General features: G+C 55.6%; 12 protein-coding genes. 6 read left to right on the top strand and 6 right to left on the bottom strand.

Annotated elements, in window-relative coordinates:
- Positions 1 to 119: 119 nt before the first annotated feature.
- The gene (gene mutS, locus MTX78_RS20545) at positions 120 to 2,876 is read right to left on the bottom strand and encodes a DNA mismatch repair protein MutS (protein WP_243802935.1); all 2,757 of its coding nucleotides are present in this window, start codon (positions 2,874 to 2,876) and stop codon (positions 120 to 122) included.
- A 210-nt stretch (positions 2,877 to 3,086) separates the two neighbouring features.
- On the opposite strand from mutS, the gene MTX78_RS20540 reads away from it, so the two are divergent.
- The 3 genes from MTX78_RS20540 to MTX78_RS20530 all read left to right on the top strand — a co-directional run bounded on the left by MTX78_RS20540 (position 3,087) and on the right by MTX78_RS20530 (position 5,088).
- Positions 3,087 to 3,635 (top strand): RNA methyltransferase, encoded by a 549-nt coding sequence (locus MTX78_RS20540; RefSeq protein WP_243797911.1) that lies wholly within the window; start codon positions 3,087 to 3,089, stop codon positions 3,633 to 3,635.
- A gap of 248 nt (positions 3,636 to 3,883) precedes the next feature.
- The gene (locus tag MTX78_RS20535; RefSeq protein ID WP_243797909.1) at positions 3,884 to 4,297 is read left to right on the top strand and encodes a hypothetical protein; all 414 of its coding nucleotides are present in this window, start codon (positions 3,884 to 3,886) and stop codon (positions 4,295 to 4,297) included.
- Entirely contained in the window at positions 4,294 to 5,088 is a 795-nt protein-coding gene (locus MTX78_RS20530; protein WP_243797908.1) for a J domain-containing protein, read from the top strand. Before MTX78_RS20535 ends, MTX78_RS20530 begins: the two co-directional genes overlap by 4 nt.
- Positions 5,089 to 5,194: 106 nt before the next feature.
- Here the strand turns inward: MTX78_RS20530 and MTX78_RS20525 are convergent, their stop codons facing one another.
- Both MTX78_RS20525 and MTX78_RS20520 read right to left on the bottom strand, forming a co-directional pair.
- Complete coding sequence (locus MTX78_RS20525) at positions 5,195 to 5,968, bottom strand: TerC family protein (RefSeq protein ID WP_243797906.1); 774 nt, start codon at positions 5,966 to 5,968, stop codon at positions 5,195 to 5,197.
- Between the two features lie 86 nt (positions 5,969 to 6,054).
- Positions 6,055 to 6,546 (bottom strand): YajQ family cyclic di-GMP-binding protein, encoded by a 492-nt coding sequence (locus MTX78_RS20520; RefSeq protein ID WP_243797904.1) that lies wholly within the window; start codon positions 6,544 to 6,546, stop codon positions 6,055 to 6,057.
- 289 nt (positions 6,547 to 6,835) lie between these two features.
- Between MTX78_RS20520 and MTX78_RS20515 the strand changes: the two genes are divergently transcribed.
- Together MTX78_RS20515 and MTX78_RS20510 are read left to right on the top strand one after the other, a co-directional pair.
- Complete coding sequence (locus MTX78_RS20515) at positions 6,836 to 7,279, top strand: GNAT family N-acetyltransferase (RefSeq protein ID WP_243797902.1); 444 nt, start codon at positions 6,836 to 6,838, stop codon at positions 7,277 to 7,279.
- 234 nt (positions 7,280 to 7,513) lie between these two features.
- On the top strand, positions 7,514 to 7,987 hold the full coding sequence (locus MTX78_RS20510) for a PaaI family thioesterase (RefSeq protein WP_243797900.1): 474 nt from the start codon (positions 7,514 to 7,516) through the stop codon (positions 7,985 to 7,987).
- A gap of 139 nt (positions 7,988 to 8,126) precedes the next feature.
- Here the strand turns inward: MTX78_RS20510 and MTX78_RS20505 are convergent, their stop codons facing one another.
- The 3 genes from MTX78_RS20505 to MTX78_RS20495 form a co-directional block, all read right to left on the bottom strand.
- Positions 8,127 to 9,134: an NYN domain-containing protein gene (locus MTX78_RS20505; protein ID WP_243797899.1), complete on the bottom strand. Its 1,008-nt coding sequence runs from the start codon at positions 9,132 to 9,134 to the stop codon at positions 8,127 to 8,129.
- Between the two features lie 681 nt (positions 9,135 to 9,815).
- Positions 9,816 to 10,556 carry a metal-dependent hydrolase gene (locus MTX78_RS20500; RefSeq protein ID WP_243797897.1) on the bottom strand — a complete coding sequence of 247 codons (741 nt, stop codon included), beginning with the start codon at positions 10,554 to 10,556 and terminating at the stop codon, positions 9,816 to 9,818.
- Between the two features lie 317 nt (positions 10,557 to 10,873).
- Entirely contained in the window at positions 10,874 to 11,089 is a 216-nt protein-coding gene (locus tag MTX78_RS20495) for a hypothetical protein (protein WP_243797896.1), read from the bottom strand.
- Positions 11,090 to 11,288: 199 nt separating this feature from the next.
- Here MTX78_RS20495 and mfd point away from each other — a divergent pair, with 199 nt between their 5' ends.
- Positions 11,289 to 14,840, top strand: coding sequence for a transcription-repair coupling factor (gene mfd / locus MTX78_RS20490; protein WP_243797894.1), 3,552 nt, complete (start codon positions 11,289 to 11,291; stop codon positions 14,838 to 14,840).
- Positions 14,841 to 14,939 lie beyond the last annotated feature (99 nt).

Here is a 14,939-nt window from a genome sequence, read left to right as displayed (position 1 = left end):
AAATTTTCAATCAGCCCTCCGTTATAAGCGTGTGTTTTACTTGTAGCAGCTGGTGAGAAGCTGTTTTTCAGGCAAGATCAGCTGTGCGTGGTCCGACATCATCAGGCCACGCACAACGGTTACTTTCCTCCCAACGTCAGCTTCAATTCGTTTAGCTTCAAAAGGGCTTCGATGGGACTCATCGTGTTTACATCAAGTGCTTGAAGCAGTTCTCTAACTCGCTCTATAGCGGGGTCAGCAGGCTCAAACATACTGAGTTGCAAACTAGGGCGGGGGGCAGTATGTACAGCGGCTGCGGGCTGTAGTACGGGACCTCGCTGGCTGGCAACGGCTGCGCTTGTTGTGCCATTCAGCGGAAGTACTTTTCCTTCTTGCTGCTCCTCATCTAGGCCCGCAAGCACTTCATCGAATGCGGTGGGAGCATCGGTGTCAAGGCCAGCGCTGGCGCGTTCCTGCTCTAAATGGTGCATGATTTCGTTGGCACGTAGCACAACGGAAGTAGGCATACCAGCCATCCGGGCCACATGAATACCGAAACTATGCTCGGACCCTCCTTCCTGAAGCTTGCGCAGGAACAGGATGCGGCCATCGGCTTCGCGCACAGCCACATTATAGTTTCGCACCCGAGGGCAGTCGTCGGCAAGCTGATTCAGCTCGTGATAGTGGGTGGCAAAAAGCGTTTTGGCGCGAGCCTTAGGATTGTTGTGCAAGTGCTCGACTAAGGCCCAGGCAATGCTGATGCCGTCGTAGGTGCTCGTGCCACGCCCGATTTCGTCCATCAACACTAAGCTTCGGTCGGACAGATTATTAAGAATGCTGGCCGTTTCCGTCATTTCCACCATGAACGTGCTTTCGCCCTTGCTCAGGTTATCAGAGGCTCCCACGCGGGTGAAAATTTTATCGATAATGCCGATGGTGGCCGCGTCGGCAGGCACGAACGAACCGATTTGAGCCAGCAGCACGATCAAGGCCGTTTGGCGCAACAAGGCCGATTTGCCCGCCATGTTGGGGCCAGTAATTACCACAATCTGCTGATCTTCCTGGTCGAGGTGTATATCGTTCGGAATGTATTGTTCGCCAGGCGGCAGTTGGCGTTCGATAACCGGATGCCGACCTGCTTTGATATTGAGGATGGTGCTGTCGTCGACGGTAGGCTTCACGTAGCGGTGCTGGCGAGCAGTGGCTGCAAACGAAGCCAAACAGTCGGCCACACCAATGGCGCGGGCGTTTTGCTGAATCTGCGTGACATACTCGGCAGCCGATAGCACGAGGTCGTTGTAGATGTTTTGCTCGATGACGAACAACCGGTCTTCGGCGTGCAGAATTTTTTCCTCGTATACTTTCAGTTCCTCGGTGATGTAGCGCTCGGCATTTACCAAAGTTTGCTTCCGAATCCAGGTAGCCGGCACCTTGTCTTTGTGGGCATTCGTAACTTCGAGGTAGTAGCCGAATACCTTGTTGTAGGCCACTTTCAGGCTGGAAATACCAGTTTCCTGCACGGCCCGTTGCTGTAGCTGAAATAGGTAGTCTTTGCCCGAAAAGGCAATGCCACGCAATTCATCCAGCTCTTTATCTACACCGTCGTTGAGCACGCCGCCTTGGTTGGTTAGCAGCGGCGCATCGGGCCGGATTTTCGATTGGATTTCCTCTCGCAACGCAGAGCAGGGATTCAGTTGGTCGGCTAGCTTAAGTAGGGCTTTGATGCCCGATGCCGCTAGCTGCTCGCGCATCGGCGCAATGGCTTCTAGAGCGCGGGCCAACTGAAGCAGTTCGCGCGGGTTGATGCGCCGCACCGCCACTTTCGATATAAGCCGTTCCAGGTCATTGATTTGACGCAGATGCTGTAGCAGGCTTTCCAGCAACTCAGGCGTTTGTAACAGCGCCTCTACCGTATCCAGGCGGCGCTGAATCTGGGCGGGCTCTTTGAGGGGCAATACGATCCATTTGCGGAGCAAACGGGCACCCATAGGCGTTACGGTTTGATCGAGGATGTCGATGAGTGGTACGCCGCCGGGGTGTTGGGCGTGCACCAATTCCAGGTTGCGCACCGTGAACCGGTCGAGCCACACGTACTTGTCTTCCTCTAAACGGCCAATGCTACCAATGTGCCCTACATCGGTGTGCTTGGTTTCGGCGAGGTAGTGCAGGATGCAGCCGGCCGCCGTAATGCCTTCGCGCAACGCATCAATGCCATAGCCCTTCAGCGAGGTGGTGTTGAAGTGGCGGGTAAGGGTTTCATACCCATAGTCGAACCCGAAAACCCACTCATCCAGCGCATAATGGCAATAATCGGGGCCGAAATGCCCTTCGAATTCCTGGCGGCTCTTCTTGCAAAACAGTACCTCGGCTGGCTGAAAGTTTTGAAGCAGCTTCCCTAAGTATTCTACTGTACCCTGCGCCACCAGAAACTCGCCGGTGCTGATATCGAGGAAGCTGATGCCAGCTTCTTGCTTGCCGAAATGAATGGCGCAGAGGTAGTTGTTGGAACGGCGTTCCAGCACGTTGTCGTGCAGGCTAAGGCCGGGCGTAACTAGCTCCGTGATACCGCGCTTAACCAGGCCCTTGGCTTGCTTGGGATCTTCGAGTTGGTCGCAGATAGCCACCCGTTGACCTGCTCGCACCAGTTTGGGCAGGTAGTTGTCGAGGGCGTGATGGGGAAAACCGGCAAGCGCTACCTCCGACGAGGTGCCCGCCCCACGCTTGGTGAGCGTTATATCCAGGATGCGCGACGCCGTAACGGCATCTTCACCAAAGGTCTCATAGAAGTCACCGACCCGGAACAACAGGACCGCGCCGGGGTGCTGCTGCTTGAGTTGGTAGTATTGCTTCATGAGCGGCGTGTCGGCCACAGGAGCGGGGCCAAGCGAGCCGTGCATGCGGATGGGTTTCTTATCGGGGGCAGCAGTACTTGTTTTCACTAGGGCAGAATGTAACACCAAGCGCCAGCTCGGTGAGTCGTTGGGTACTCGGCACGGGCATCGTCACGACGGTAGTCTTGCAACGACTCACCAAGCTGGCGCTTGGTGTTACAGCGGTTTGGCAAGTTAACAGCAGCCACCTACGGCTGCGTTCCTACCTTTGCACACATGCGCAAACTCTCGATGGAAGAGCTGAACCGACTAACGGTGGCAGACTTCAAAAATACGCGAAAATTCCCCCTGACCCTAGTCCTCGACAACGTGCGCAGCCTCCACAATGTGGGGGCCGCCTTCCGTACCGCGGATGCGTTTGCCATCGAAAAAATCTGGCTTTGCGGTATTACGGGGCGCCCTCCCCAACGCGAAATAACCAAGACGGCGCTGGGCTCCACGGAGTCAGTGAACTGGGAATATGCTGCTACCACGCTGGAGGCGCTTCAGCAACTCAAAGCGGCGGGCTACGTGCTGGTGGCAGTAGAGCAAACAACTACCAGCCAGGCGCTGCCCACGTTCCAACCCGATCCATCTCGGCCTTATGCGCTGGTGATGGGCAACGAGGTGTTTGGGGTGGAAGACGAGGTACTGGCTTTTTGCGATGCCGCGGTGGAAATACCGCAGTTCGGTACCAAACACTCGCTGAACGTAAGCGTGGCGGCTGGGGTAGTACTCTGGGATTTTCTTGGCAAGCTAGGCTGGACCACTGGACGCGAACTATAAGCACAGCTAGCTTTTCGATACTGCCGCATACAACGCCTTGCCTATCGCTCTTGCAGAGCGTAATTCCGGGTGTTGCTAGCATGAGCACTTGTACGCTAAGCCAAGATAAAGTGGATTTTTTAAGTTGGTGTAAGCTGCTGTAAGTAAGATGTTTACTGTAATAGGTAGCTGCTTGTATATTTTAGAAATCCAAAGTGAGTGGTTTTTTTCGTATTTAGGGTATAAGCCCGTCTGTAACCACTTTTCAAATGCCCCCTCAATCCCGCCCCGATACGACGCTGCTAGCCCTGCGTCCTGTTGTGGATACGGCCCCCGCTAGCGGCGACGCCACGTCCGGCGACTTTCTGCACCACACCCTGCGGCCCGTTCTAAAACTGCAAAATGAGCTGCTGCTAGCTGTAGTAGCCGATTTTGTGCGCGACCATCATGTACCACTGGCTACTGCATCGGCGGTTGATCAGCAGCGCCTGCTCACGGAATTGCTGACCCGGAACGTGAAACTGCGCTACACTGTAATTGGGCTCGTGAGCGGCTTGTTTACGAGTGCCGAGTTGGAATTCTACCGCCAGCACCGTGCTGAACTGAACCGCCGGCTGCTGGAACTGGCGGTACGCCGGGTGCAGGATCAGGTAGCAGCAGTAGTGAAGCTGAGCGTAGCATGAAGACACACTACGCCATTCTAGGAATCAGTGAGCAAGCTAGTCCAAACGATATCCGAAGAGCGTATCGGCGCTTGGTGCTGCTTACTCACCCCGACCGCACACCTGACCCAGATGCTCATCAACGCTTTCTGGCCGTGAACGAAGCCTACGAGGCGTTGAACGATCCTAGCCGGCGCTATTTCTACGATACGCAACTGCGGGAGCTTCGCACGCGGGTCCGGCCGGTGCCAGTGCCCGCCCCACCACCCACGCGTGCCTCGCGCCGGCCGCCACCGCCGCCGATCTGGCGCCGCCGCTATGTGCCCCAGAAGCTGGATTTTGCCACCTACGCCCGGGTAGCCCGGCAGTGGGGGCGCTGCCTATTGGTGTTGCCCTTGGTAATTCTGCTCGACTATTTTGTGTTGCGGCACTACGTCATTGCCGATTTTGCCCGTTTTGGAACTTCGCGTGATGGCGCCGGTCAATTGTACAATTGGATAGCTACTTCGCACGGTGAGTTCAACACCACGGCGGCTGTTCCGCTTGCCACAATTGTCTTCCGCCTAAAGACTTCTGTTCTCTTCCAGTTTGTACATGAAGCCTATCTACTCGATGGCACCGCGTTGCCAGTGCACCCGGTTTTCAGCAGCCTGTTAGTATTCGCTTTCCTGCTACTGCTGCTGGCTGGAGCCACCCAGCTCAGCCGTATTTCCGATGCAACCCGCGTGAACGTTGCCATTGTTGCGACAGTAGTGGGGGTTATTGTGCTACTTATGGCACTAACGCAGGTACAGCTGCATTTTCTTCACTAGCATAACCGTAAAGTAGCTGAGAAGAGCAGCCATACACCCGGACACAAAAAGGCCCGCTATTTCAAGTAGCGGGCCTTTTTGTATTCAGGTATGGGCGTTATCTGACCTAGTCGTACTGAGACTCGCGCAATTGAATGGGTGGGCTCTTCTTGCGTAGACGCATGTTCAGCAGCTCCACTACCAACGAGAAAGCCATGGCGAAATAGATGTAGCCTTTCTCGATTTCCTTGTGGAAGGCTTCCATTACCAGCATCACCCCAATCATAATCAGGAAGGAGAGAGCCAGCATTTTGATGGTTGGATTGCGGTTCACGAAATCAGCTACCACGCCTGAGAAGACGAGCATCACGCCCATTGACAGGATAACGGCCAGTATCATAATCAGCACATTGTCGACCAATCCCACGGCTGTAAGAATAGAGTCGAAGCTGAATACGATGTCAATGACAATGATTTGGAAAATGATGCTGCCCATCGATACGCCGGCTTTGTCGGTGGCGTGGGTTTCATCTTCCTCGCCCTGCAGCTTGGTGTGGATTTCGGTGGTGCTTTTTCCAATCAGGAACAAGCCGCCACCGAGCAGGATAAGGTCGCGGCCCGACACGCCAAACGGCTCATCCAGCCACGGGAGGTTCAAAGTGAACAGCGCCGACTTCAGGCCGACAATCCAGGAGATACTTAGCAGCAGTCCAATCCGGAAAAGCAAGGCCAGCAACAGTCCAATGGTGCGCCCGCGCGCCTGCTGTTCGTGTGGCAGCCGGTTGACGATAATGGAGATAAAGATGATGTTGTCGATGCCCAACACAATTTCCATGAAAGTCAGCGTGAGTAAGCTGATCCAGGTTTGCGGGGTGGAAAACACCGAGAAGTCGAAGTGCATTGGTTGGCTGTTTGATTGGTGGTTGATTGTTGACGACGGACTGCTGCGTAAGATGGCTGGAACGACCAGTTAGTAACAAACAACGATCAACTCTTCATATTCACAAATTGCAACGGCTGGCCAATGTCGGTGCGGCGTAGCAGCGCAATAACCGCTTGCAGATCGTCGATCTTTTTGGCCGTGACGCGCACTTGGTCGTCTTGCATTTGGGCTTCCACCTTCAGCTTGGCGTCTTTGATGGCCTTGATGATTTTGCGGCCGGCATCCTTGTCGACGCCCGCCCGCACTTTAATGGTTTTCTTGACCAGGTTACCGCTCGGCTGCTCTTCGGCTGTGAAATCCAGTGAAGTGCCATCAATACCTTGCTTCACAACCCGGGTCAGCAAGATATCTTCCAAGGCTTTGACGCGCATGGAATTTTCCGAACTGAGCTGAATGGTATTCGCTTTTTTATCGAGGTCGATGCCGCCTTTGGTGTCGCGCAGGTCGTAGCGGGTTTGTAATTCTTTTTTGGCCGTGTTCACCGCGTTTTCGAGGGTCTGCGGGTCTACTTTGCTCACGATATCGAAAGATGCCATGGAATGAGGGTGTTAAAGGGAACAGGAAGGCTGTACGCCAAACTGCCCCGCCGGTTTGCGTGGGGGCAAAGGTAGGAAGTTGGCGTGCTAATATTAGGGCACGCAAAGACAGCATGCTGCACCTGCCTACGTAAACTTACGCGACACAAAGCAGCGTCTGCACGTAATAGCAGCTGAAAGCGGCTGGTATCAACCCCAGCGAGCCGCTTCATTCCCACCTAGTTGGTAGTAAACCTCATAAAGAAGAGCCAAGACGGGCCGTGCTACTCTACCGTTTCACTTCCTTGCCATGAATATTCGTTCTCCCCAAACTCCCGCTGAGTGGACGGCCTACTATCAGCTGCGCTACGAAGTTTTGCGCCAACCCTGGCAGCAGCCTGCCGGTTCGGAGCGGGTGCCCGAAGACGAAGATCCTGCAACCGTGCACGCACTCCGGCTCGCGCCTGATGGTACGGCCATTGGGGTGGCCATGCTGCAGTCGGCGGAGCAACTGCGGGGGCAAGTTCGGTTTATGGCCGTGGCGCCAGCGTGGCAGGGACACGGTATCGGCCGCGAGCTACTGGAACATTTGGAGGAGGCTGGCCGCCGGTTGGGCTACTTGGAAATCCGGTTGCACGCCCGAGAGGCCGCCGTACCGTTCTACAAGCGGCTGGGCTACGCGGTAGAAGCACCGTCGCATACGCTGTTCGGTAGCATTCCGCATTTCCTAATGGTCAAGACGCTGGAAGACTGAACATACCTGGCCGCAGAGAGTAGGAGACGCTGCTGGTGGAAGTGGCGGCGCCAACATAAGCTGTTACCCGCCGGATGGGAACTGGGCCTCTCCAGGCAAAGAAGCGCCTTGTTGATACCAAGCATAGTAGGCTAGCCACTACCTTCGGATGAGTTGTAGCTCACTTACCAGCTAGCATGGGTACGTGGTGGCGGCTACGGTTTTCTTCTGCCTGACTTTCTGCACTTCTGCTTTATGCAACCATCTCCTGATGTAGCCACGTTAGTGGCCATCTACAACCAAATCAATCAGTACGGCCGCGCAAACGGCATGGAACTTACCGTAAGGAAGCCCGGCGAGGTTATGTACACCATGACCATCCGCGACGAGCATCTGTCGTCGCCGGGTACCTGCCACGGTGGGGTGGTAGCGGGCCTGATGGATGCGGTGCTGGGTGCAGCAGCTCTTTCACTGGCTTTCACTGCCGGTGAGCTGGTATCAACGGTGGAGTTTAAGATCAACTACCTGCACCCCGTGCGCCTCCACGACCACCTGGTTGCGCGAGGGACGGTGGAGCACAGCGGCAAAACGCTCATCATGAGTAGTGCTTCCATTGAGTGCCCCACTCGCGACGGACTGGTAGTGGCACGCGGTATGGGCACTTTCAACCGGTACCCTGCTGACAAGCGCGATTTTCACCAGCTGCTTTTCCCAGAGGCAGACAAGTAAAGGCAGGTGCTGAAAGGGAAGGAGCTATCCGTAACTGATGCAAAAGGCAGAAATACCGTGGGCTTCTCTACCTCTTGCTACGCAAAAAGCCGCCGGGGACACCGGCGGCTTTTCATAAGCAACAGCAGTTACTGCAAGGCTAGAGGCGCTCCGACGAATCAGCCGACTCGGTTTCGCTGTGCTCTTCATCGTACTCGTCGCCTTCCTCCATTTGAGGGGCATCTACTTTGCGCACGTTGCGGGCACAATCCTCGTCGCGGTGGTTGCGGCCTACCGTAAACTCCACCCAATCCCCTTCGCGCAGGTCGTTGAAGTCGCCTTCCGACATGTCGGCGTAGCTGAAGAACAAGTTGTTTGGCGGCATAACCACGAAACCGAAACCGTTCTTCAGGTTCTTGATGGTGCTGATTCCTACCGTGCCTACTGGGCCAGCGGCCGTAGGACCGGTGGGGCGCACTGGCTTGGCAGGAGCGGGGAAGGCTACAGGCTCCGGCGTGTTCACGAACATGGTTTCGATCAGCTCGTCGCCGTCGGCAAGGCCTTGGTCGATGATTTCGTGCATCTGCACAGGGTACGTGGCTTGCTCCAATAGGTGCTGCGAGGCGCGGGTTACGCGGGCTTCACCTTTGAAGTCAACGTATTTGAAGTCCCAATTCAGCAGCATTACGCGAGTGCCGATGGTGTTGAGCTTCTTGATGAGGGGCGCATAGTCGGAGTCGCCGGCGATGAGCACCACTACGTCGTAGCTCTTGTGCAGGGTCAGTTCCAGAGCTTCCAGAGACAACCACACATCGATGCCTTTTTCTTGCAGGCGACCATCGCGGGTTTTGAGGGGCATATAGTGCGTAGCGATACCCATGTTCATGAGGATATCGTCGAGCAAACGGTCGTGGAACAACCGGTCTTTATCGCGGGCTTCCGTGGCTGAGAGACGGCCTCGGAAGAAATGAGCATCAATAACTCGGCTCAGACGAAGATCCACATCTTCTTCTTCTGCCACTTGATGACGAATAAACTCGTGTAATCCTTCCAGGCTGATACGGGCCTTGCGGTCATGCTGAAAGTAGTAGTAATCACTGATCTTAAGGAAATAATTGCCGTCGTAGAAGACGCCGATCCTAATCAGAGGGCTATTTATCTGGTTCATACTGGGAAAAGGGGTTGAAGGTAAGCAAGAGGTGTGAGGGGTATAAGAGCGGGTAATAAGGTGCGTAGAATTTGGTAATGCTACAGGCCGGCCCAAAGATACGAAGCTTCGGGGTTAGGGTACTAGTTGGTAAATCTGTAATCAATGATTACCAACTCTTTACACAGCCAAGGACCTGCGCAGGAGGAAATACTAAAAAGTATAAGTGCAATTTTCTCAGCGAAGTAAATACAGACAAGAACGACTTTCCTGTTCTACCTACTTTTAAAAAACAATAGCTGAAAGTTGCAAATTGCCATAACTGCTATACTGGACAAGTGTAATATTATAAAAAATATATCTTACATAGAATAGAGAGTTAATGAAAAATTACACTGAGTTAAATTCAACTTCACGGTTCAGCTAAGCGCGAAGATATTGGAGACATGTGATTAGTACAAATAATCCCTAAATCTTGAATACCACCTTCTGCATAGGGAAGGCAGTGTTCCTATTCACCTTCCAAACCAACTTCTCTGCTGTTCTAGCACGACAGCTATTGTAATCGCCCAGTTACGTCGGCCTCTTACTGTACAACGCTAATTGTACAATAGTTCTTGTTCGCTGCAGCATGCAGCGTGACGGAAATGGCAAAGGCGGCACTTTCACCAGCCGGCAACTTATGCATGGATAAAGAACGAGTTAGAAGCTTGTCTTGCCGATGACTAGGCCTAGGACTAGTAGCCCGTAGCCGGTGCAGATACCTACTTCCAGCAAGTTGCCGGAAGCAGAGCCGGTTCGAATTAGCGGGAGCTTCAATGAAGTATCGGTGAAGGGCATAAACCATTTTACGCCCGCTTTGGTAAGAGTGTCGGCGAGGAGGTGGGAAACGTAGCCGCCGCCTGCGAACAGCGCCACTCCGTGCCAGCCGAGGCTCTGGTTGGCTAAGTGGCCGATGTAGGTCCAAAGGCCCGCCGCCCAGATGGTGTGGGTCCAGGAGCGGTGGGAGGTGAATGGGGCTACGGCCACAAACAATCCCAGCATGCTCAACCAGACATAGCCAGTATAGAGGCCCGCCATAACCGTACATAGCCCGGTGAAGAGCAAGGCCAGCTTACGTGCCGAGCCGCCCTGCATAGCTGCTCCCAACAGCCCGAAGGCCAGCGCGGCCGTGAACCCCATGCGCCGGTCGGGACCAGGCGCTTCGTAGAAGTGCGTGTATAGGCCCAGGCCGGCGGCTACCACCACAAAGGCCCACCGCACGTAGTTCTGGGCAAAGCCAAGCCGCTTGCTAAGGCGGGATTCGGGATGGTCGAGGTCGGGAGCTAAGGCAGAAAAGCCGGCCAAGGCAATGCCCGCTGGGGAGAATTTAACGCCAGATACCAAGCCGCCGATGGCTATACCTGTGATAAGACCAATAGCTAAATGAGAGGATCCGCGCACGTGTGATAGGGTATGAATAAAGCCTTGGCTAGCAAAAGTACGTGATATAGATGCTCGGTATGCATACTATATTATCTGATTTCGTTATACACTGCTTTCCGTACTGCGAAAACTCGTTTTAGCTGGTTAAGCTCAACAATGCAGCCTACAAGGCACGTGATAACGGCCTGATTTTAATGATCTATCCTTCTTATAGGCCCCGCAAAAACTCTCGTGCTCACGGCCATGTAAACCAACTAGCTTCAAGCAGCTACGTGCTGGTGGAGGCTACGGGATTGGGTAATCAAATAGCTGAATTGCAAGCTGGTGTGCTCCGCTTACCACTCGCCGGAACTGCCTTTCAGACCATTGCTACGGATGTCGTCTACTTGGTTGGCTAGGAGGGCTAAGCCTTGTTTGAAGGCATTGGTGGCTTCTTCCTGCTCTTCGGGAGCGAGGGGGCCATGCTCCTGGACTTGCTGCCGGACTTGGCGCAACTGGTCGAGGAGCTGGTCCCAATCCTGACCGGCGGGCTCGTGAGTTGGTTCTGTCATGAAGAGGGTAGCAGAGCCGGGTTAGCGCGTGAAGTAGGAAGGTACAACACACGAAGCGAAAATGTTGCGGAAACTTTCAGGGGCGGGCTGTGGTATTGGATAGCGTGTGCCTTGGCGCACCGTCTTATAGCGTCGCCCGACCGGATATTCGTCCGGCCGGGCTTCTACCTTTGCTTCCTCTTCTAGACTATCCGCCGCTTTGAAGGTTTCTGATTTTCTCCAGCTATACTCTCTCGACCCTACCGTCATGACCGTGGGGGCCCGCCTGAACCCGGCCACGCGCAACTCGCTCCGCGGCGCTGCGCCGGCCGAGGCTGTGGCACACCCGCGGCTGCACTTGCGCGGCCTTGTTGGGAGCCAAGATGCGGTGCTGGCTGCGGCTATGCACACGGCATTTCCCGATCAGCACCACTTGTTCATCCTGCACGACCGGGAGGAGGCGGCGTATTTCCTGGCCGACTTGCAGCACTTGCTACCCAACGAGGAGCCGCTGCTGTTTCCAAGCTCCTATAAGCGACCTTACGCTTTCGACGAGACGGAAAATGCCAACGTGCTGATGCGGGCTGAAGTGTTGAACAAGCTGAACTCGCACCGCGGACCTAAAACCGCCGCTGAGCAAGCCACCGAAGACGCGGAAGATGCTGCCGACACGGCCGCTGCGGAAACCGACGCCAAGCCCAAGGGCAAAAAGGGTGCGCGGGCCAGCGTGAAAGACACGGCCGGTGCTATCATCATCACGTACCCGGAGGCGCTGTTCGAGAAGGTAATCAACAAGAAAAGTTTGGTGGCCAACACGTTCATTGTGAAGAACGGCGACAAGCTGGACGTGAACTTCATCAGTGAGATGCTGGCGGAGTACGACTTCGAGCGGACCGATTTTGTGTATGAGGCGGGGCAGTTTGCGGTGCGCGGCGGTATCGTGGACATCTTCTCATACGCCAATGAGCTGCCGTACCGGATAGAGCTGTTCGGCGACGAGGTGGAAACCATCCGGACGTTCGACCCGGAAAGCCAGCTGTCGGTGGAGAAGCGGGAGCAGGTGAGCATCATCCCGAACGTGCAAACCAAGCTGCTACAGGAAACCCGGGAGGCGTTCCTGGACTTCATTCCGAAGAACACCACGGTGTGGGCCAAGGATATGCGCCAGACCCTGGACGTGGTGGAAGAATCGTTCGACAAGGCCGAGGCAGGCTTCCAGGAGCTGCTGCTGACGGCGGGCGGCACCCAAATTGTGAGCAAGCCCGAGGACTTGTTTGAGACAGGGAAGTCGTTTAAGAAGCTGCTGGAAGGGTTTGCGGTGGTGGAGTTCGGCAAACGGTTCCACTACAAGGCGGGGGCCGAGGAGTTTCAGTTCACGGCCAAGCCGCAGCCAAGCTTCAACAAGGACTTCAATCGGCTGGTGAAGAACCTGCACGAAAACCAGGAGAAAGGCTACACCAATATCATTGCGGCCGAATCGGTCAGGCAGGCGGACCGGTTGCGGACCATCTTCGACGAGCTCGACAATAACGTACAGTTTCAGCACTTGCTGCTGGGGCTGCGCGAAGGCTACGTGGACGAGACGCTGAAACTGGTGGTGTACACCGACCACCAGCTGTTCGAGCGGTTCTATCGGGCGCAAGAAGGACGCAAGTTCTCGAAGAAGAAAGCGCTGACCTTGAAGGAGTTGCGGACGCTGAGCCCTGGCGACTACGTGGTGCACCAGGACTACGGCATTGCGCGCTTTGCGGGCCTCACGCAGGTGGAAATCAACGACCGGGTGCAGGAAGCCATCCGGCTGGTGTACCGCGACGACGACGTGCTGACGGTGAGCATCCACGCCCTGCACAAGATTGCCAAGTACTCGGGCGCCGAGGGTACGCCGCCCAATATGAGTAAGCTGGGCTCGCCGGAGTGGGAAAACAAGAAGAAGTCGGTTAAGAAGAAAGTGAAGGACATTGCGGCCGAGCTGATTCGGCTGTACGCCAAGCGCAAAACCGCGCCCGGCCACGCCTTCGCCATGGACTCGTTTATGCAGGCCGAGCTAGAATCGAGCTTCATCTACGAAGACACGCCCGACCAGGCCAAGGCCACCGAAGACGTGAAGCGCGACATGGAGGTACCCCACCCCATGGACCGGCTGGTGTGCGGCGACGTGGGCTTCGGCAAGACGGAAGTGGCTATTCGGGCAGCGTTTAAGTCGGTGGCCGATGGCAAGCAGGTGGCCGTGCTGGTACCTACCACCATCTTGGCCATGCAGCACTACAAAACGTTCCGGGAGCGGCTGGCAGCTCTGCCCGTGACGGTGGAGTACGTGAACCGCTTCAAGAGCACCAAGCAAATCAAGGAGACGCTGGGCCGGGTGGCCGAGGGCAAAACCGACATCCTGATTGGCACACACCGCCTCACCAACAAAGACATCAAGTTCAAGGACCTAGGCTTGCTCATCATTGACGAAGAGCAGAAGTTCGGGGTGAAAACCAAGGACAAGCTCAAGGAACTGAAGGTGAATGTGGATACGCTCACGCTGTCGGCGACGCCGATACCGCGCACGCTGCACTTCTCGCTGATGGGCGCCCGCGACTTGAGCGTGATTGCCACGCCGCCGCCGAACCGCCAGCCGGTGCAAACCGAGCTGCACGTGTTTGATGAGCTGCTGGTGCGCGACGCGGTGGCCCGCGAAATCAAGCGCGGCGGGCAGGTGTTTTTCGTGCACAACCGCGTGAAAGATATCGACGAACTAGCCAACATGGTGCTGCGCCTGGTGCCCGATGCCCGCGTAACTACCATTCACGGCCAGATGGAAGGCGACCTGCTGGAAAAGCGCATGATGAAATTCGTGGACGGCGACTACGACGTGCTGGTGAGTACCAACCTGATTGAGTCGGGCCTGGACATTCCGAACGCCAACACCATTATCATCAACCGCGCCCACATGCACGGCCTCTCCGACCTGCACCAGATGCGTGGGCGCGTGGGCCGTTCCAACAAGAAAGCCTACTGCTACCTACTCACGCCGCCGGTGGCCGGTTTGCCTTCCGATGCCCGTAAGCGCCTAAGCACGCTCGAAGAGTTTTCCGACCTCGGCGACGGGTTTAAGGTGGCCATGCGCGACCTGGACATCCGGGGGGCCGGCAACCTGCTGGGCGGTGAGCAGTCGGGCTTCATCAATGACTTAGGCTTTGAAACCTACCACCAGATTCTGGACGAGGCCGTGACGGAGCTCAAGGAAACCGAGTTCCGCGACCTGTTCCTCGGCGACCCGACCGAGCGGCTGCAAGCGGCCGTGAAAGCCAGCGGCCCCAAGGAGTGCAACATCGAGACGGACCTGCAAATCCTGATTCCCGACTCCTACGTGAGCAACGTGTCGGAGCGCTTGCAGCTGTATAGCAAGCTCGATAGGGTGAAGGGCCCCGAGGAGCTGCGCAAGCTGGTGGCCGGCATCGTGGACCGGTTTGGGCCGCTGCCGGCAGAAGTGGAGCAGCTGGCCGACATCGTGCGGTTGCGCTGGCAGGCCTGCCAAGTGGGCTTCGAGAAGCTGACGCTGAAGAAGAACCTGCTCAAAGGCTACATCTCGGCCACTAACAACGAGCCTTACTTCCAGAGCGACACTTTCGGCAACATCCTTAGCTACGTGCAAACCCACACCCGCACGGCCAGCATGAAGGAGCGCAAAGAGCAGCTCATCGTCAGCATCGAGGAGGTAAAAAGCGTGCAAGTCGCCAAGCGCATCCTCAGCGAGTTAGGCAGTGAGGAGAAGGTGGGAGTGTAGTGTTCACGAATCAAATATTTAATGGAGAGTGCTCACTAATAAGTAAAATAATATTGAATATATTCAGCCGCTGCATTCAGTGTAAATTAGTGAAAGTAT

The organism is Hymenobacter tibetensis, assembly GCF_022827545.1.
GTDB lineage: Bacteria > Bacteroidota > Bacteroidia > Cytophagales > Hymenobacteraceae > Hymenobacter > Hymenobacter tibetensis.
Note: the sequence above shows the minus strand (reverse complement) of the source record. Positions and strands in the feature narration are given on the sequence as shown.